The 20,156-nt window shown below is 62.3% G+C and carries 9 protein-coding genes; 5 read left to right on the top strand and 4 right to left on the bottom strand.

All coding sequences use genetic code 11. The features are described from left to right. The first annotated feature begins 54 nt into the window (after nt 1-54). Entirely contained in the window at nt 55-411 is a 357-nt protein-coding gene (locus tag ACILSL_RS20185) for a VOC family protein (RefSeq protein ID WP_395733866.1), read from the top strand. Nucleotides 412-673: 262 nt separating this feature from the next. Continuing rightward, nucleotides 674-1,180, top strand: coding sequence for a DUF4375 domain-containing protein (locus tag ACILSL_RS20180; RefSeq protein WP_395733865.1), 507 nt, complete (start codon nt 674-676; stop codon nt 1,178-1,180). A 360-nt stretch (nt 1,181-1,540) separates the two neighbouring features. On the opposite strand, the gene ACILSL_RS20175 is transcribed toward ACILSL_RS20180, so the two are convergent. After that, nucleotides 1,541-3,427 carry a DNA gyrase subunit A gene (locus tag ACILSL_RS20175; RefSeq protein WP_395733864.1) on the bottom strand — a complete coding sequence of 629 codons (1,887 nt, stop codon included), beginning with the start codon at nt 3,425-3,427 and terminating at the stop codon, nt 1,541-1,543. A gap of 300 nt (nt 3,428-3,727) precedes the next feature. Between ACILSL_RS20175 and ACILSL_RS20170 the strand changes: the two genes are divergently transcribed. Beyond that, nucleotides 3,728-11,515, top strand: coding sequence for a PA14 domain-containing protein (locus ACILSL_RS20170; protein WP_395733863.1), 7,788 nt, complete (start codon nt 3,728-3,730; stop codon nt 11,513-11,515). A gap of 54 nt (nt 11,516-11,569) precedes the next feature. Here the strand turns inward: ACILSL_RS20170 and ACILSL_RS20165 are convergent, their stop codons facing one another. Both ACILSL_RS20165 and ACILSL_RS20160 read right to left on the bottom strand, forming a co-directional pair. Then, nucleotides 11,570-12,898 (bottom strand): carbon-nitrogen hydrolase family protein, encoded by a 1,329-nt coding sequence (locus ACILSL_RS20165; RefSeq protein ID WP_395733862.1) that lies wholly within the window; start codon nt 12,896-12,898, stop codon nt 11,570-11,572. Nucleotides 12,899-12,992: 94 nt separating this feature from the next. After that, the gene (locus tag ACILSL_RS20160) at nt 12,993-15,596 is read right to left on the bottom strand and encodes a zinc-dependent metalloprotease (protein WP_395733861.1); all 2,604 of its coding nucleotides are present in this window, start codon (nt 15,594-15,596) and stop codon (nt 12,993-12,995) included. A 206-nt stretch (nt 15,597-15,802) separates the two neighbouring features. On the opposite strand from ACILSL_RS20160, the gene ACILSL_RS20155 reads away from it, so the two are divergent. Both ACILSL_RS20155 and ACILSL_RS20150 read left to right on the top strand, forming a co-directional pair. Next, nucleotides 15,803-17,968 carry a DUF1549 domain-containing protein gene (locus tag ACILSL_RS20155; protein WP_395733860.1) on the top strand — a complete coding sequence of 722 codons (2,166 nt, stop codon included), beginning with the start codon at nt 15,803-15,805 and terminating at the stop codon, nt 17,966-17,968. 20 nt (nt 17,969-17,988) lie between these two features. After that, a complete protein-coding gene (locus ACILSL_RS20150; protein WP_395733859.1) occupies nt 17,989-19,284 on the top strand; it encodes a DUF1501 domain-containing protein in 1,296 nt (431 codons plus the stop codon). Nucleotides 19,285-19,712: 428 nt separating this feature from the next. Here the strand turns inward: ACILSL_RS20150 and ACILSL_RS20145 are convergent, their stop codons facing one another. Then, nucleotides 19,713-20,153 carry a TA system VapC family ribonuclease toxin gene (locus tag ACILSL_RS20145; protein ID WP_395733858.1) on the bottom strand — a complete coding sequence of 147 codons (441 nt, stop codon included), beginning with the start codon at nt 20,151-20,153 and terminating at the stop codon, nt 19,713-19,715. Nucleotides 20,154-20,156: the final 3 nt, after the last annotated feature.

Here is a 20,156-nt window from a genome sequence, read left to right as displayed (position 1 = left end):
CAGGATTCACAGGATGGCAGGATTAACAGTATTGTCTCAGCAGACATCACATCTATGAAACCCGCCTTCCACTCCATCACTCCCATGATCCCCACTTGCGGCAGCCTGGAGGAGGCGCTCAGTTTCTACGCGGACCACATGGGCTTCTCCATTCTCTGGCAGGGCGATGGCATGGCCGGCATCGAGCGCGATGGCGTGTCCCTCAACCTCGTGGAAAACGACAACCAGAACTGGGCGGACAACGCGAGCTTCAGCATCGGCGTGTCCGACCTTGAGGCACTCTACGACGAGTATCGGGCGATCCCCGCCCGGGTCGGCCCGCTCGAACTCAAGCCGTGGGGCAGGCGCGAGTTCCACATGATCGCGCCCTCAGGCGTGTGCTTCCAGTTTTACCAGCGCGCAGCCGCCTGACCCTGTGCGCCCCGACGTGGACGGGCGACTGCGTTTCCTGCTGCCAGCGGAGAAACTTCACCAAATTCGCCAAATTCACCGGTAGGGTATACGCGCATGGAGGTGTGCCAGCAGAGGAACTCCCCAAATTCCCCAATTTCCTCGGGGGGGTATGCGCGCGCGGAGGTGGCATGGAGGATTGCAAGCCTCTCAAGCCGTTCTATGCGGGAGATTCTCGTGTAGAGTTTGCCAGGGCTGAGGGGCGGCCTAGCTTCCTGCTCCCATGAGCAGCCTCGTTCTTACCACAGCCCAGAAGCAGGCCATTCGGCAGTCTTCATCTCCCGAAGCTGCCTGCCATCTTGTCTATCATGCCACAGATGATGCCTTCTACTTTGGGGATGCGGATGACATCACCGGGTGGATTCGTGATGTCCTTTGTGTGGAGACTTTCTGGGGTGCCATGTGCGATGGTGGGGTGGTCACCTGGTTTGACTGGGATCACGGGCGGCTGGCGCATCGGGTGCCGGAGGCTCTTCGTGCGGTGGGGCTTTCCGAGTTTGCGCCCTGTGCGGAAAAGGCGCTGGCCATCCATTCCGCACCTCCATACCCTGACACCCTCAAGGAGTGGGATGAAATCATCGAGCGAATCCGCGATGCTCAGCTGGAAGACGACTTCGACACGTTGGTCTATGACGAGATCGAGAAAGAGTTCTTTGCCCTCCATCACGCCGACAGCACCCGCTTCCGGACGCAGTTGCATCGTTATGTCCTGTCCCACCTGGAGGACTAGAGAGAAGGCCACCAGAAGGCTGCGAGCGGCAGCGCGGTCCCGAATCAGCACGCCGCGCCGCGCCGTTCTCTGGTTTCAATGATCTGCCATTCGATGCCATCCCTTTCACCCTTGTCCCGCTCCGGCACGTGTGCGTGCGTACACCCTCCCGGTGAATTTGGCGAATTGGGTGAAGTTTCTCCGCTGGCGAGTTCTGTGCGCGCATACCCCCCCGAGGAAAATGGGGAATTTGCGGAAGCTGACTTATTTGCTCCGGGTTGGCGGCGGCACGAGGGCAGGCTCAGGCTTGAGGTCACTCTGGGCAGCGCGGAGCTTCCCAGAGTGAGCTGAAGCTCACGAGTACTTTCCTGCCGCTCTACCTCACTCGGCGCTCTCTCCGCTCTTCGGCTCACGCACGACGCGATCGACCGCGTGTTTGGTGACGATGTTCCCCTGGGACTCGCGGCCTTTGATGGCGATGGAGTTGAAGGGGAATTTGATGGAAAGGTTGCGCAGATACAGGGCGGGCTTGAGGTGGACGACGACGTTCTGGGCGTTGCTGTCCTCCTCGGTCTCGTGGCGGATGAAATAGAGGACGTTGCTGCCGGGGGTGCCTTTGGTGAGGACGTATTCCTTGTCGCGGGTGACGCCGCCGATGCGGAAGCGCTTGGCCATGAGGCTGCCCTGGCGGCCGTCGCGGTAGATCATGGTATAAACGGCGCTTTCGTCCTTCTTGAAAAGGTTCACGTAGAGCGGGTTCTTGCCCACGAAGAACTTCGCAGCAGCCTTGGTCACGGTCATGTTGCCCTCGCGGGTGAAGAAGAGCACGTCGTCCAGCGGGGAGCACTTGCAGATCGGGTCGCCTTCGCGCTTGAGGCTGGTGCCGGCAAAGCCTTCCTTGGCATTGAGGTACAGGGTCTCGCCCTGCACGATGACTTCGGCAGCCGCCACGCGCTCGAAACCGCTGATCACGGTCTTGCGCTCGCGGCCTGCGCCGTAGGTCTTTTTGAGCTCTTCAAAGTGGCGGATGGTGTACTTGGTCAGGCCCTTGAGGAACTTCTCGGCCTGGTCGATCTCCTCCTCCAGCTCGCGGATGTGCTCGTCGGCCTCGAAGCTGTTGAATTTCGAGATGCGCTTGATCTTGATCTCCGTCAGGCGCGCCACGTCGTCATTGGTGACTTCGCGCTTGAGCACATGCAGGTGGGGCTTGAGGCCCTTCCAGATGGCCTCCATCACGGCCTCCCAGGTCTCGGCTTCTTCAATGCGGCGGTAGATGCGGTTCTCGATGAAGATCTTTTCCAAGGAACTGAAGTGCCACTTCTCATTGAGCTCGCCGAGCAGGATGCCCAGCTCTTCGCCGAGGATTCGCTTGGTGTTCTCCGCGCTGGCCCGCAGCAGGTCGTTCACGTTCATGAAGCGCGGCTTGTCGTCCTGAATGACGACGGCGTTCGGTGAGAGTGAGACTTCGCAGTCGGTGAAAGCGTAAAGCGCCTGGATGGTCTGGTCGGCGTCCGTGCCGGCGGGGAGGTGCACGCCTTCGTCGATCTTGGCGCGAATGCGGATGCGTCCGCCGCGCATGCCGCCGTTGTAGTCCGCGGCGTCCATGATGCCGCCGGAGATGAAGTCGGGCAGCAGGTTCACTTCCTCACCGCGCAGCGCGGCGATGCTGGCATCGCACAGCTCAATGAAGTTGTGCGGCAGGATGCGGCAGGAAAGACCCACGGCGATGCCTTCCACGCCCTGCGCGAGCAGCAGCGGGAACTTCACCGGCAGCGTCACGGGCTCCTTGTTGCGGCCGTCGTAGGAGGCGGCCCATTCGGTGACCTTCGGGCTGAACACGACATCCAGCGCAAATTTGGACAGGCGTGCTTCGATGTATCGCGGAGCAGCCGCGTTGTCGCCGGTGAGGGTGTTGCCCCAGTTGCCCTGGGTATCGATGAGCAGATCCTTCTGGCCCAGCTGCACCATGGCGTCGCCAATGGAGGCATCACCATGCGGGTGGTACTTCATCGTGTTCCCGACGACGTTCGCCACCTTGTTGTACCGGCCGTCTTCCAGCTCATCCATGCTGTGCAGGATGCGGCGGTGCACCGGCTTCAGGCCGTCATTGATGTGCGGCACGGCACGCTCAAGGATGACGTAGCTGGCGTAATCGAGAAACCAGTCGCCATAGAGCGTGTCCACCGGCTTGTGCTCCACCGGGGCGGCGGATGGCAGGATGGGGGAGTAGGCTTCGTCAGCGGATTTTTTGGAGGACTTTTTGGCCACGGTGCAAAAGGGGAAAAGAACAGGGGCGGCGAGAATAGACAGTGCCGGGGCGAGTGCAAGGGCTCGCAGCGCGGATGGGTGAACTATCAAGTGAAGTTAATAGGTCAGCTCCCTGAAGGTCATTTACAATCTACTGAATTGAGGAGGGGTTTAGGAGGGCGCTGTATGTCGCCTTTGAAAATATCCTCACATATGAATCGCATCAGTGAATTAATCCGGCGGGGAGGACGGCATCTGACGTCGTGCCTTGAGCGGGTGTTCTTACTACTTTTGCTATCAGCTCAGGCGCTTCATGCAGACGTGGCGACTCATGCCGAAGCCGATGCCCTGATGGCCGAGGCCGCAAGGCTCGCGCCCGCAGCGGAGGCGGTGGTGATGAGCATCGGCGCTGTTTCCCCCACGGAACTGGTCACCAAGGGCAGTTGGAGCGCCGTCATCCCCTGGACGCCGCACATTCCTACCTCGGCCGCCATGCTGCCGGATGGCAGGCTGCTGACGTTTGCGTCCAATCAGCGCACGACCTTTCCAGACGGGCCGCAGTTTACCTACGCCGCCGTGTGGGATCCGGCCACGGGCCTCTTTACCGAGATCAACAACGGGCGGCATGACATGTTCTGCGGCGGGCTGTCCTTTCTGCAAGATGGCCGGCTGCTGGTGAATGGCGGCAACGGCATCAATGGCACCACGGCGCTGGCCAGCTTGTTTGACTGGCGCACGAATGAATGGGTGCCCGCACAAACCATGGCCGATGGCCGCTGGTACAATACCAGCATCGCTCTGCCCAACGGCGAGGTGCTGACCGCTGGCGGCAACGGCGGCGCGAATGGCAACGGCACCATCGAGCAATGGAATGCCAGCTCCGGCTGGCGGCGCATGAGCGGCATCTCATGGCAAACGGTGGCGAATCCGCCCATCGCGAATGCGATTGAAACGAACTGGCATCCCTTCTTCCTCGTGGCCCCGGATGGCCGTGTGGCGCACTTTGGCCCGCATCAGGCGCTGAACTGGATCACGGCCACAGGCACCGGCGCGATGACAGCGGCAGGGGCCAGCATCCCGGGCACACATTACCCCAAGCAGGGTGCCTGGGCCATGTATGCCCCCGGCAAGGTGGTGGTGGCAGGGGGTCTGACAGCCATTGATGACGGGGTGGTGGTGAACAAGGCCTTCACCGTGGATCTCAATGGCGCCACGCCCGTGGTGGCTCCCACCGCGCCGATGGCGAATGCACGCTCCTTTTCAAACTCCGTCATGCTGCCAAACGGTGAAGTGATGGTGGTGGGCGGCAACACTTCGGGACAGTTCTTCAGCGACCTGGGCACCGTCTTCACGCCGGAAATCTGGAACCCCACGACCGGTCAATGGCGTGGCATGGCGGACATGTCCGTGCCGCGCAATTACCACTCGCTGGCGCTGCTGCTGCCGGATGGCCGCGTGTGGTCGGGCGGCGGCGGCTTGTCGGGCGATGCGCTCACGGATCACCAGGATGCGCAGGTTTTCACACCGCCGCAGTTGTTCAATGCGGACGGCACAGCCGCTGTGCGTCCCGTTATTACGGCGGCGCCGGATCGCATCGGCCCAGCGTCCATCTTCACGGTGAACGCCAGCGACGGTGTGCAGTATTTCAGCGCCATCAGCATGTCTGCGCAGACGCATTCGGTGGACACCGGCCTGCGGCATGTGCGCTTCACGCATACGAATCCCTCGCCGGGTGTGTATGCAGTCACAGCACCCCCGAGCATCAATGTGCTCACTCCGGGCTACTGGATGCTGTTTGCGGTGGATGCGAACGGCGTGTGGTCCGTCTCCCGCATCCTTCAGGTCACGAACTCCACGCTGCCCGTGGTGACGAATCCGGGGCAGCAGAGCGTGACGCAAAACAGCGTGGTCTCACTGCCCATCAGCGCCAGCGCCACGGGCGGCACGCTGAGCTATACCGCGAGTGGTTTGCCCACGGGGCTCGGCATTGATGCCAGCACCGGCTTGATCTCCGGTACCGTGACTGCCGCACCGGGAACCTACCGCAGCACCATCCTGGTGAGCGCGGCAGGGCAGGTGACCTCCGTTTCCTTCAACTGGATCGTGCTGCTGCCCAATCTCGGCAGCGGCCAGATCATGCGTGAGTACTGGACGAACATCAACGGTGTCACGGTGGCCAGCCTGACCGGCAACACCGTCTTCCCCGCGAATCCGAACGGGCGCGATCTGCAGCCGTCCTTTGATTCACCTCAAAACTGGGACGACATCACCGCCCAGCGGTTGCGCGGCTTTCTCTACGTGCCTGTCACCGGCCAGTATCAGTTCTTCATCTCCAGCGATGATGAATCGAGCCTGAAGCTGAGCACCGATGCGAATCCCGCCAACGCCGTGGAGATCGCCAGCCAGCCCGGCTACACACCACCTCAAACCTGGACGTGGTATCCGCAGCAGGCCTCCGCCTTGATCACCCTGCAGGCCGGCACGCGCTACTACATCGAAGCCTTGATGAAGGACGGCACGGGGGATGACCACCTCTCCGTCGGCTGGAAGAAACCGGGAGACGCAGCGGTCTCCATCATCGCAGGCACCTACCTCTCGCCTTACCTCCCCATCGAGAATCCGGTGGTGGCGTGGAGTTTCGATGAAGCGAGCTGGAACGGCACCGCGGGCGAAGTGAAATCCACCGCCGCAGGTTTGGTGTCCATCGCAGGCACGGCAAACGGTGGAGCGAATACGACCAGCGCCAGTCCCGCGCTCAGCGGCAATCCCGGCACGGGCAGCAGCGCGTTGTTCAACGGCACAAGCCAGAGCGTCGTCATGCCTTACAGCGCATCGCTCAATCCGAACGACTTCACCATCGCCGCCTGGGTGCGCAGTGATGCAGCACCCGGCACGGCGCGCTGCGTGCTCGCCTCGCGTGATGAATCCACCGCCATCAAGAAAGGCTATGGCCTGTGGGTGACTGCGGATGGCTTCTGGCAGCTTCGCACGGGGGATGACGCCTCCGGATTGAAAGGCGACGCCGTCACCGTGGGGCAGTGGACGCATGTGGCGGCCACCTTCCGCACCACGAGTGCCAGCGGTCCGACATTGACCGGCGTGCGCCGTTTGTACCTCAACGGCATCCTCGTCAACGAAGACACCGGCACCTACGTGCCGAATGCTTCCAAACCTTTCGTCGTGGGCGCTGCTGACAGCCCCGGCAGCGCCTTTTTTGCGGGCGCGGTGGATGAAGTCGCGCTCCATCAGGCTCCCTTGTCCCAGCCGGACATCCTCGCGTTGCGCGATCTGCGCCACGCCACCAGCATCGTGCCGCAGAATCAATCGCCGCAGATCACAAACCCGGGGGCGCAGGCCTCGCTCATCGGCGCGGTGGTGTCCTTGCCCGTCACGGCGAACGATCCTGAGAACGATCCCATCACCTTCAGCGCCACAGGCTTGCCCACGGGGCTTTCGATCTCGCCAGGTTCAGGCGTCATCTCCGGTTCCGTCACAGTTGCGGGCACGTTCAACGTCATCGTCAGCGCCAGCGATGGCATCAGCACTCCCGCCACCGCCGCCTTCATCTGGAACGTCTCCGCAGGGCTCACGCTGCAGCCGCTGGCCGCAGCTCCGAAGGCCACCGGCAGTGCGCTGACCTTCACCGCGCAGTCCGCGAACGGCATCAATGCGCGCTACAAATGGAACTTTGGCGATGGCACGCCCGAGACCGCATGGCTCACGACCACGAGCATCACGCATACCTATGCCGGACCGGGCCGCTATCTGGTGACGCTGACCGCCACCGATGACACCGGCATCACGATCACCAGCACCTTTTATCAGGCAGTGTATGCCGCACTCACCACGCGCAAGCCCGCCGCCTCCAGCAGCATTGTCTACGAACATCCCGCCACGGGCAATGACCGCGTCTGGTGTGTGAATCCGGACAACAACAGCGTCACCGCCTTTGATGTGGTGACGCGTGCGCGCTATGCCGAGATCACTGTGGGCACCGCGCCGCGCAGCCTGGCTCTGGCACCGGACGGCAGGCTGTGGGTGACGAATGTGGAGGCCGGAACGATCAGCATCATCAAGACCAGCACCCGCGCCGTCGCCGCCACGGTGAAGCTCGCGTATGGATCACGTCCCTTCGGCATCGTTTTTGATCCTGCGGGCACGGCCGCATGGGTGACTCTGGAAAGCACCGGGCGTGTGCTGAAGCTGAACCCCAGCACCGGGGCCCAACTCGCCTCCGTGGATGCTGGCGGCCCTGTGCGGCATCTCTCCATTTCTGCCGACAGCGCCCGCGTCTATGCCTCACGCTTCATCACGCCACGCGTGGCTGGTGAAAACACCGCCACACCGATGCTCACGGGCGCAGGCGGTCAGGTGGTCGTCATCGGCACGGCGGCGCTTGCAGTGGAACGCACGATTTTGCTCAATCCCTGCACCGCTGCGGATACCTCCACCTCCGCACGCGGTCTGCCAAACTATCTCGGTGCCGCCGTCATCTCGCCGGACGGTCTCTCGGCCTGGGTGCCATCCAAGCAGGACAACATCCAGCGCGGCATGCTGCGCGATGGCCAGCCGCTGAATCATGAAAACAGCGTGCGCGCCATCGTCTCGCGCATTGATCTCACCGCGCAGACGGAGCACCTGCCTTCACGCGTGGACATCGACAACGCGGGCATGCCCAGCGCCGCAGCGTATGATCCGTATGGCATCTATGTCTTCACCGCGCTCGAAGCCAGCCGCGAGGTCGCCATTCTCGATGCGTGGTCACATCAGGAAATCACCCGTTTTCCCGCAGGCCGCGCGCCGCAGGGCGTCGTCACTTCGCCAGATGGCGGCACGCTGTATGTCCAGAACTTCATGGACCGCAGCATCACCGTGCATGATGTGCGCGGCATCACGCAGGGCGGCAACACCGCACCCGCCACCACGGCCACGCTCAATGCCGTCACCATGGAAAAACTCACGGCGCAGGTGCTGAAGGGGAAGCAGCTCTTCTACGATGCGCAGGACCCACGCCTCGCTCTGCAGCAGTACATCAGCTGCGCCGTCTGCCACAACGATGCCGGGCACGATGGCCGCGTGTGGGATCTCACCGGCTTTGGCGAAGGCCTGCGCAACACCATCACGCTGAAAGGCCACGCCAGTCACGGCATGCTGCACTGGACGGGGAACTTCGATGAAGTGCAGGATTTTGAAGGGCAGATCCGCACCCTGGCCGGAGGCACCGGTCTCATGACGGACACGCAGTTCAACACCGGCACGCGCAATCAGCCGCTGGGCGATCCCAAGGCCGGAGTGAGTGCCGATCTCGATGCGCTGGCCGCGTATGTGAAATCTCTCACCGTCAACGGCAGAAGCCCAAGCCGCACCAGCAGCGGCGCGCTGAGCACAGTGGCCACCGCCGGGCAGCAGGTCTTCCGCTCGCAAAACTGCGCCTCCTGCCACAGCGGGGTGAACTTCACCAACAGCGCGCTCAATGTCTTTGCCAGCATCGGCACCCTCAAGCCCGCCAGCGGCACGCGCCTCGGCGCAGCGCTCACCGGACTGGACGTGCCCACGCTGCGTGGCAGCTGGGCCACAGGGCCGTATCTGCACGATGGCTCTGCGGCCACGCTTTCCGACGCCATCACCGCGCACAGCGGCGTGACGCTGACCGCCACGGACTTGTCCAACCTCGCCGCATTCGTCGCCAGCATTGACGATGCTCCCACCGCAGCGCCGCTGCCTTTTGCGGTCGTGCTCAGCACCGTCTCCACCACGGTGTCCACCACCTTCAATGTCACGGCGACCTTCAATGCCTCCGCCTCCGGCTTCACGCTCGGCGACATCGTCGTCACCAACGGCGTCGCTTCCTCGCTCAGCGGCAGCGGCACCAGCTTTTCCTTCAAAGTCAAGCCGACCGCCACGGGGGTCGTCACCGTCAGCATTCCGGCCAAGGCCGCGACCGACAGCACAAACCTGGGCAATTCAGCCTCCAATCTCCTCAGTGTGAACTACGGCACCGGCGACATCACGCCGCCGACAGTGGTGCTGACCACTCCGGCCAGCAGCGTCACTGCGCCGTTTGTCGTCAATGCCACCTTCAGCGAGAGCGTCACCGGCCTGCTTGCTTCCGAGTTCACTGTGACCAACGGCACGGCCACCGCTTTGTCCTCCGCAGGGGCGGCATGGGCTGTCACGGTCACGCCCACGGCAGCGGGCAATGTCACCGTCAGTCTCCCCGCAGGCGTGGCGCAGGACGCCGCTGGAAATCCGAACACGGTGTCCAATCTCATCACCGTGAGCTACACGCCGGCGGTCAGCACCAACGGCCTCACCGGGGACTACTACATCGGCAAAAACTTCGAGCAGTTCAGCTTCACGCGCATGGAGTCCACGGTCAATTACACCTGGGGCACAGGCAGTCCTGATCCACTTCTTCCTGCGGATGGCTACAGCGTGCGCTGGCACGGGTACCTCGTCCCGCGTTACACCCAGACCTACACCCTCATCCCTGTGACCGATGACGGCGTGCGTCTCTGGGTCAATGGCCAGCTCGTGGTCAATGACTGGAACAATCACGGCGACACCTGGAACAACGGCGTCATCGCCCTGCAGGCCGGCGTGGCTGTGCCGGTTGTCATGGAGTACTATGAGAGCACCGGCGGCGCCACCGCCCGGCTGCTGTGGGAAAGCCCCGATCAGGCACGCGAGGTGATCCCGCAGAGCCAGTGGCTCGTCAATGCGCCTGCGGCTCCGGCGGCTTCGCCGAACACCCTCGTGCTGGCCTCCGTCCTGTCCAGCACCGTCGGTCTTCCCAACAATCTCGCCACCACCAACAGCGATGAGGACAGCGCTACGGACCTTCTGGAAACCGCGCTCGGCACCGCGCTCACCAGCGGCATCACCCGGCCCGGTGAAGGCTTGCAGCTCGTCACGCGCAGCAACAGCAGCGTCGATGCCACCCTGCGGCGGCCCTCGGGTCAGGGCACCTTCACCTTCAAGCTCGAAAGCAGCAGCGATTTGATCAACTGGTCGGCGCTGGTGGCGGACCCCGCAGTTGTTAATGAGGGGGATGGCTGGGAGCGGGTGACGTGGTCTGATCTCCAGGCGCTCCCCGGGCAAAGTCTTGCACAGGGCATCATCCGTCTGCGCATCACCCAATCCACTGGCGGCAGCGCCACCAGTGCGCCGGTGGGCTGGCAGCAGACCATGCTCAATCCCGGCACGCAGACCTATGGCCTCAATCTCAACCACGAAGCGCTCTTCACCGGTTTGGTCAGCAGCGCCACCACCGGCAGCGTCATGCTCAGCGAGCAGTCGTCCGTGGCCTCCGCCATGGATCCCGCGCAGCACTATTATTTGGAAATCATCAGCGGGCCTCAGGCCGGGCATCGCCTGGATCTGCAAAGCATCACCTCCCTCGCGTGCCTCGTAGCGAATGACTCACCCGGCACCACGCTCCCAGCATCGGCGGTGGCCGGTTTGTCCGGTGCGCGTGTGATCCTGCGCTCGCATCGCACGCTGGGCGAAGTCTTTGATCCCGCACTCTTCCAAGGGGCTGCCAGCGCCGCCGGCGCGGATCAGGTCCTGTTTCTCACCGCCTCAGAGTACAGCACTTACTGGCTCCAGGCCCTTGGCGGCACACGCCACTGGGTTTTGAACGGCTCCGCCCCGGCCAGCATGAATGACACCCTCATTCCGCCCGGCACAGGTGTGATGCTTAAAATTGCCGCCGTCAGTCCATCACCACTGCTCAGCGCCGGCAGTGTGCGCACCACCCCATTCGCCCGTCCGTTCCAGGCTGGCTACAATCTCTGCGCCAATCCCTGGCCGCTCGACACCACACCTGCCCAGGCTGGGATGACTTCTTTCCCTTTTCGTGCCAGCACCATCGTTTCCGCTTCGTCTCAGATGCAGTTTTGGAAAGGGGATGTCACCGCCGGTGTGAGCGGGTATCTGGCCAGCTGGCTCTTGCAGAAGCCGGGCCAGTCCGTGCCCATCTGGATTTCCATGAGCTCTGCCGCCATCATTTCTCAGAACAATGTCCCGCTGCTGCGTGCCGGGCGTGCCACCTTCATCCGAATGCCTGCACAGGCCAGCCCATCCGTCTGGATCATTCCACCGCCGTGAGCGGGGCATTCTTGGAGAGGCTGCGTCATCGCTGGCGGGGCAGCAGAAGCCCGCTCACTCCTTCAGCGCAGGCGGCCTGTGGCTCTGGATCTGCGCTTTGAAGTCCCCGAGACTGTTCCAATGTGTGGGCGCATTGAGATCGACTTCCGCGATGGCCAGCGTGCCAAACACATCCGCCTTTGCCAGCACCTCACCATAGTGATCAAAGATGCCTGAGATCATCCACTGGTTCTTGGTGGCGTCCGTGTAAGTGCTGCTGACGATGTAGACATGGTTTTCGCAGGCGCGTGCGGCGGCCAGCATGGGATTGCAGCCCCAGACCGGCCAGGCGATGACTTCAGCCCCCTTGATCGTGAGCGCGCGGGCGACTTCTGGAAAGAAGCCGTCGTAGCAGACCATCATGCCCACTTTGCCAAAACGGGTGTCGAAGACCGGGTAGTCATGACCGGGGGTGATGCCGGACTCGATCTCGCCACGCGGCAGGGTCACTTTGCGGTATTTGCCCACCAGCGTTCCATCCGGGCCCAGGAGCGCCGAAGTATTGTACAGCGTCTTGCCCTCACGCTCCACGAGGCCGGCGACGATGTAGAGATTGTGCTCCTTCGCCAGCCTGCCGAAATACTCGGTGCTGGGGCCGGGCACCGTCTCGGCGCAATCAGCCATCGTCTTGCCGGTGCCGTAGTAAGTGAGCGTTTCGCCGAGAACCACGAGGTCCGCCTTCTGCTTGGCAGCTTCAGCAATGAGCGGGGCATACTGCGGCGGCTTGTCAGCAGGGTTTTTGCCGTCCTTCGGCTGAAGGTGGATCGTGGCGAGGCGTGCCTTGCGCGGGGCAGGGGCGGGCACGGCGGCGAGTGAAACGTCGCTCCACTCCACACGTGCATTCGCCGCCCACTGGAGATAGAGCTCGATCTTCGCCTGCTTCGCCTTCACCGGTGCGCGCAGGGTGCTTTCGCAATGAATCCACTGGTTCGCTTCACCCTCAGGCACATGCGGATACTCAGGCTCGGCGCGTGGGATGCTGCCCTTCGCGTAGCCTTGCTTCGCAGGCTCCTCCCAGCTCACAGGCTTGCCGTTTTCATCCTGCCACAAAATGCGCGCATACACGCTGCGGCGCGCTGTGGGCATGGCGCTGGCCTTTTCCCACGCGCTAAACTGGTAGTGCTTCCCGCCCTCGACAGGCAGCGTATTTGTCCAGCAGCCGATCCATTGCTCACCCGCGCCGGTTTCTAAAATGAGAGCCCCTTTGCCCTCATGGCCGCCGGTCTTGCTGACAACCGCCTCGGGCTTCGCCTCATCACGCGGAGACCACAGCACCCAGCCGTCTGAAAACGCCGCATGGGAAGTGGTGACGAGGAGGCAGAGAAGGGCGGTGATGGATTTCATGCAGAGTGTACTGTGGATGATACTACAGTCTATGCGGCGCAATCAAGTGCATCTCACCCGTCAGATGGGGACTGATTTGGAAATGGCAGGACGCTCATTTCTCATCCAGCCCACGACGAATGCGGTACTTGACCGCAAGCTGATGCGCCGGGGAATTGGCGAAGGTGAGACCTTTGATGCGTTCGAGCTGCAGCAGGGCCACGCTCTGCACGGCTGGGTAATGACTGCCGCTGTGGGCGATGCTGAGCAGGCGGGTGAGGTAGTCGAGCTGCAGGTTCTGGCGCATGGTGCTCACCGGTTTGGCGGGATCATCACCGGTGCAGATGGTGGTGGTGAGGGTGTTCATGACTTCTTCCAGGCTGAGCTGGTTGCCGTAGAGTGCGGAGTCTTCGATGCGCTCCAGCGTGTGGGAGTGCAGGAGATGATCGAGCAAGCTGCGCTGGATCTGGAAGACGCGCTCATGGAGCTTGGGGTCCTCACCTTCGTCACGATGGTCAAAGCCACGACGCTGCAGCTGGAGGTGGGCGTAGAGTTCGGGCGGCGCGGCGAGCGCATCCGGTGCAAAGGCGTACTTCGCCAGCACGGCGAGGGCTTGGCGCTGCTTGTCAGCTTCCACGGGTTTGAACGGCACGGCTCCGGGAGCCTGGCCTTGCACGGCGCGCTCCACATAGACGCCTCCCACGTAGCGTGAAACGGCGTTGAGCGAGCCGCTGGCCTCTTTCGTCAGAGAGGCAAAAGCCTGCGAGACTTCCTGCCAGCTCTTGCCGGGATCCGAGACATCTTTGAGGATGTTGGCGATCTCTCCACGCACGATTTCACAGCGCTGCTCGCCGTAGCTGATGGCATCGCTGCTCATGTCAAAGAGCATGGCGCGTGGGTCGATGGCCTTGCCGGGATAGCGCATGTCGTCGGCGTCGTTGGCGAAGGCCAGCTCCGGCTGGTGCGAGAGAGAGGCGATGGCTTCGAGGCGCTTCGCTTCTTCGACGGGGTCCTCCAAGGATTCGCTGTAGCCGAAATTGATCACCCAGTGGTCATAGGGACCGGGCTTGGTGGTGAAGTACTGGCCCTGCTTCACGCCTTTGGGGGCGATGTTGATGGGCGGGTAGTCCATGACGGAGCCGGTGAGGCCGGTCTTTTCCGTGAGCTCGGCGTTGTGGATGTCCTTGAGGCTGTGGAGCTGGCTGCCACGGAAATTGTGGTTCAGGCCGAGCGTGTGCCCGACTTCGTGCAGGCAGAGGTAGTAGAGGGATTCTTTGATGAGCCGGTCCATCTCCACGCGGTCGCTCTTTTGCAGGCGCAGCATGGTCTGGCCAAACAGGAGGCCGTTGCGCGCGGAGCCGCAGGCCTCGCAGGCGTGCGGGTTGAAAGCCTTCGTCTCACCTGCTGCTTCGGCCTCGGTGCCCAGATCGGCAAAGAGCCTCTTGCTGAGCAGGCGCTTGGTGATGAAGCTGTACTCCAGCATGATGTCCGCGCCGAGGATCTCGCCGGTGCGTGGATTGGCAAAGCTGGGACCGTAGCCACCGAAGGGCGGAGCCACACTGCTGGTCCAGCGCAGCACGTTGTGCTCGATGTCATCCGCATTCCACTTCGCATCATCGGGTTGCTGTTTGACGACGACGGCGTCTTTGAACCCGGCGGTTTCAAAGGCCTCGTTCCACTTCAGCACGGCGGTGCGGATGGTGTCGCGAAATTCGACGGGCGTGGTGTTTTCGATCCAGAACACGATCGGCTCCACGGGCTCGCTCAGGGCGGTGCCGGGCTTCTGCTTCACCAGGCGCCAGCGGTGGATGACATCGCGGTAAGGAGCCACGTCCGTGCTCGTCATGTCGGTGATCTGATGGGTGAAGTAGCCGAGGCGCGGGTCATCAAGGCGGGGCTTGTAGTCGCTCTCCGGCATGGCGATGAGCGTGTGCTGAACCTTGACGGTGATGTAGCGCGGATTGGCCACATCGGCTGCGGTTTCCCAGGTGGGGGTGGGGTTTTCAAACACGTACTCGCTGGTCACGGCCGTGTTTTTGGGGTAGCCGTTGATGCGCAGAATCTTGGACTTGGTCTCGGAGAGCCTGCCCAGCACCGCCTTGTCTCCGCCGCTGTGGCTGAACTTGACCTGCGCGAGGCTTTCGCGCAGAAACAGATTGGTGCAGGGGATGAGGTAGCCTTCCTCGTCCTCCGCCACGATGGTTTCAGTGTTGAGGATGGCGCTGCTGGTGTTGGCCTTGTCTGCTTTGGCCAGCGCGTTTTGCGGATCGAAATAGAGTTTGGTGTTCTGCTCGATGAGCTCGATGCGGTCAAAGATCTTGCGCAGCGTGAAGACCAGCGAGTCGCCGTAGCGGCCGCGGTTGTGGCCGGAGGCCACGGGGCCGTCCACGCTGTGATTGAAGTAGATGAACTCCGGGCCGAGCTGGCTCTTGGTCACATACAGCCACGGGCTGCCGTGCTCAAAGTCCAGGGGATTCTGGGCTGGGGGAGTCGGCGCGGGGGCGGGTTTGGCAGGTTCGGGCTTCGCGGGCTCGGGTTTGGGTTCCGGCTTGGGATCGCGCTGCGGCTCAGGTTTGGGCTCAGGTTTGGCGGGTTCCGGTTTGGCTGGAGCGGGTTTCGCTGGAGCAGGCTTGGGCTCCGGCTTGCCCTCAGGAGCCGCAGGCAGGCTGGACAGAGGCAGAACGAGGACAGAGCATGCGATCAGAAGGCGGCGTGACATGGCGAAAGCAGGGTGGTGGTGGGGGCGGAAATGCGACAATACCTGACACAACGTGCCAGCGGCCAGATCATTGTATAAAATTGTGGCACGCAGGCCGACGGGGTGGTCGGCAGGACATCTAGGCACTCATTCCCTCTTTGTGCACATTTATTGGTAAGATGAGTGCAGGGCCTGCGTTTTCGCGGCTGGAACCCCTCCGCCCCTTCATGAAAGCCCTCCGCCTCCTCCTCGCATGCCTGCTGACTTCCGCTTCGCTGCAAGCGGCCCCTCTGCCGGAAAGCCAGAAGATCGACCAGCTTCTCAGCCAGGACTGGGAAAAGGCCGGACTGAAGCCCAACCCGCCCGCCACTGACGAGGTGCTGGTGCGCAGGCTCTACCTCGACATCGCCGGGCGCATCCCCACGCTGGAGGAGGCGCAGGCCTACACCAGTTCCAAAGACCCGCAGAAGCGCGCCAAGCTCATCGACACCCTGCTGGCCTCCGACGGCTACACCAGCCACATGTTCAACTACTGGGCCGATGTGCTGCGCCTGACGGACAACGTGAAGGGCCGCATCACCGCCGAGGCTTATGAGGAATGGCTGAAGCAGCAGGTCAAAACCAACGTGCCGTATGACAAGTTCGTGAAAAACCTCCTCACCACCGATGGCGGTGTGTGGGACAGCGGCAGCATCGGCTTCTGGCAGCGGGATGAAAACAAGCTCGATCACCTGGCCTACACCGTGCAGGTCTTCCTGGGCACCAGCATCGTCTGTGCGCAGTGTCACAACCACCCCTTCGACAAATGGTCCCAGATGGACTACTACCACATGGCCGCCTTCACCTACGGCATGGATACCAAGAGCCGTGGCGTGGATTTCAAGAGCAGCGCCGCCAAAAGCATGGAGCTGGACAAAAAGGCCGTGCAGGCCATGAGCGCCGCCGAGAAGAAAGCCTACCGGGCCAAGCTGCAGGCGGAGAAAAAAGCCGAGGAATCCAAGATCAGCAGAGAGGACATGCAGCAGGTCAAACGCGCCATGCAGGATGTGATGAAGCCGCTGCGCTACACCAGCGCCGAGTGGCAGGAGGGCAGGCTCCCCAGCCTGCCCGCCGACTACAAGTACCCCGATGCCAAGCCCGGCCAGAAGGTGGAGCCCAAGACGATGTTTGGCCAGGACGCCGTGCTCAAGCCCGGCCAGACGCAGTTGCAAGCTTTCGCCGACTGGATGACCAGCCCGGAGAATCCGCGCTTCACCACCGTGATCGCCAACCGCATGTGGAAGAAAGCCTTCGGCGTCGGCTTGATCGAGCCCGTGGATGAAATGACCGACAGCACCGTGGCCAGCAATCCGGCGCTGATGGACTACCTCGGCCAGCTCATGATCGAGAAACAATACTCGCTCAAATCCTTCCTGCGGGTGCTCTACAATACCGACACCTACCAGCGTGCCGCCACGGCGAACGAGGTGCCGCTGGGGGAGACCTACCACTTCACCGGCCCCATCCTCCGCCGCATGAGCGCCGAGCAGATCTGGGACTCCTTCGTCACGCTCTCGAAGGGCAACGTGGACGACACCGTCGATGACGAAAATGCCCGCCTGCACCAATACCTCGACGATCTCTCCACCTTCCTGGGGACGGTCAAATCCAAGGGCCCCGAAGGCCTCGTGCAGATCGCCAAGGAAGGCCGGGCCAAGCTGGATGCCAATCAGAAGCAGATCGACGCCATGAAAGCCAAGATCGAAGCTGACAAGGCGAAGGGAATCGATGTCACGGCCGAGGCCAAAGCACTCGCCAAGCAGGCCGCCACCCTGCGCAAAGCCTCTGAGAAGGACATCCTCGTGGCCCTGCTGGGCAAGGAACGTGCGGATGATCTGCGCCAGGGCTATCGCCCCGAGAAACCCGACAAGGAAAAGCGCCCCCAGATTGATCCCAAAACTCTCGCGTCCATGACCAAGGAACAGCGCAAAGAGTTCCTGAAAGCCTACCAGCGCAACAGCAGCGGCAAGGATGCCATGGGCCTCACCTCCCGTGCCTCTGAGCAGCCCAGCCCCGCACGCCCCGGCACCTTCCTGCGCACCTTTGGCCAGAGCGATCGCGAGCTCATCCAGAACGCCAGCGACGATGCCTCCGTGCCGCAGGCCCTCACGCTGCTCAATGGACCCGCTGCGGATGTGATCAACAACCCGGCTTCCAAATTGAATCAAGCCATCGCCAAGGCCGGTTCGCCTTCGGATAAAATCGCCACCCTTTATCATGCGCTGCTGAGCCGCGCTCCGACCTCACAGGAGCAGGCCATTTTGAACAGCGTCATCAAAGAGCGCGGCGACAAGGCCGTCGCGGATGTTACCCACGCCCTCATCACCGGCTCGCAGTTCCTCTTCGTCCAGTAATCCTCTCACGCATCATCCTCATGAAATCCCTCCTCCATTCCTGTGACGATGTCACCCGCCGTGACTTTGCCAAAAACATCGCCAAGACCTGTCTCGGCGTTTCCATGATGAGCGCCCTGGCGCCACGTGGCTATGCGGCCTTTGAAGGCTCCAGCAAGGCGAAGCAGGCGGCCACAGCCAAGCGCGTCATCTATCTCTACATGTCCGGCGGCATGACGCACCTCGACACCTTCGGCTGCGTTCCGGGGGCTGACACCATGGGCGGCACCAAGACCATCCCCACCAGCGCGGATGGCGTGCAGATCGGCGAACTGCTGCCGCACACCGCGAAGATGATGCATCGCGGAGCCATCATCAATTCGCTCACCTCGACTCAGGGCGCGCATGCGCAGGGCAATTACTTCCAGCACACCAGCTACACCATGCGCGGTGCCACGCGGCATCCCACGCTGGGAGCCTGGATGCAGAAATTTCAGGGCAAGGGCAATGCCGACCTGCCCGGCTCCGTCATCATCACTGGAGACAGCAAGCATCCCGGCGGCGGTTTCTTCGAGGCCGCGTACCAGCCGCTCATTCTCAACGATCCTGCCAAAGGTCTGCAAAACAGCCATCGTCCCGGTGCGCTCAGCGAGGGCGACTTCGATTACCGCCTCGGTTTGTCCGCCAGGCTCGATCAAGGCTTCCAGCAGGCCTACAACTACAAAAACGTGAAGGCCTATGCCGACGTCTACAAAGACGCCATCAAGGTCATGAAGAGCGAAGACCTCGACGCCTTCGACCTCAGCAAGGAATCCGCTGAAACCCTCGCGGAGTACGGTGATGGAAACTTTGCGCAGGGCTGCCTTCTCGCCCGCCGCCTCATTGAGCACGGTGTGCGTTTTGTCGAGGTGAACCTCGGCGGCTGGGACATGCATCAGGACATCGGTGCCCGTCTGCCCGAACGCTGTGGCGATCTCGATCAGGCGCTGGGCACGCTGCTCACCGATCTCGAGCGTCGTGGCCTGCTGGATGACACCCTCGTCGTCCTCACCTCCGAATTCGGCCGCACGCCGAAGATCAATCAGAACGAAGGCCGCGACCACTACCCGAAAGCCTTCAGCTCCGTCCTCTGGGGCGGTGGCATCGCCGGTGGTCAGGTCTATGGCAAGACGGACAAAGGCATCGAAGTCACCGAGAACAAAGTCGGCGTCCCCGACTTCAACGCAACCATCGCCTACGCCCTCGGCCTGCCGCTCGATCTCGTGCTGTATTCCAGTACCAAGCGTCCTTTCACCGTGACCGACAAGGGCCAGCCGATCACGAGCTTGTTTGGCTAAAGTTGACCCGTTGCGCCGCAACTGGCTCAGGCCTTTCCTCACAGGGCGTCTACAAAGAAACGGCACTCATCCTGCGCACCGATATTCAGGACTCATACCACGAACAGTTGAAAACGAGCCTGAATGAACGGGCCGGTATTTCAAGCAGAGCATCGGGCAGGCGCTCCATGCGGGGACGTGGGATGGATGTGGCGACAGCCCGTCCGTCCATGAGCGTGAGGCAGGCATCTTGAGGCCGCGGGCGTTCTGGCAGCCATGAACACACGGCAAGCGCTGGAGCCTTGCGAGCCCCCTCGCAGTCGGGCGGTTTGGCGAAGGGGGCGCTGGAGCCGCGGAAGCTCGGCCCGCCAAACACGGCCGACCTACGCTTCAGAAAGCCCGCACGCCCTGTCAGCGAGAAACAGACCTGTTTTCATTTGAGCACGGTATCACTCCAAGTTCTGCAGCGGGTTGATCCAGCGGAGACCGGGGAATCTGGCAAAGTCAGTGTCGCAGGAGGCGAGTTCGAGATCGTGCTCGATGGCAAGTGCGGCGAGGTGGGCATCGGTAACGAGGTTGCCATGTGCTTTGGTGGCGCGGCAGATCGCTTCAAAATGATGCGCATGACCGGGGCCCGGTTCAATGAGCCGGACAGCGGGCAGGGTCAGCCACGCATTCACCAACTGCAGAGCCTCGTCCAGCGAACGCGGTGCGATAATGATTCGGGAATTCGTGATGATGCGGACAAAAGCGACCAAGGAGAACCAGCTCAGCGCCACAGGGCCTCGGTGGCCGTTTAAAGTTTCTTGAACCCATGTTTTCGCATGGAGGTGCAGCGGAGCGTCGGCGTTGACAGCGTAAATGAGGAGATTGGCGTCAATGAAGATCATGGC

The organism is Prosthecobacter sp. (assembly GCF_044222345.1).
GTDB lineage: Bacteria > Verrucomicrobiota > Verrucomicrobiia > Verrucomicrobiales > Verrucomicrobiaceae > Prosthecobacter.
The sequence above is the reverse complement of the archived record's forward strand: the minus strand, read 5'-3'. Positions and strand labels throughout refer to the sequence as shown.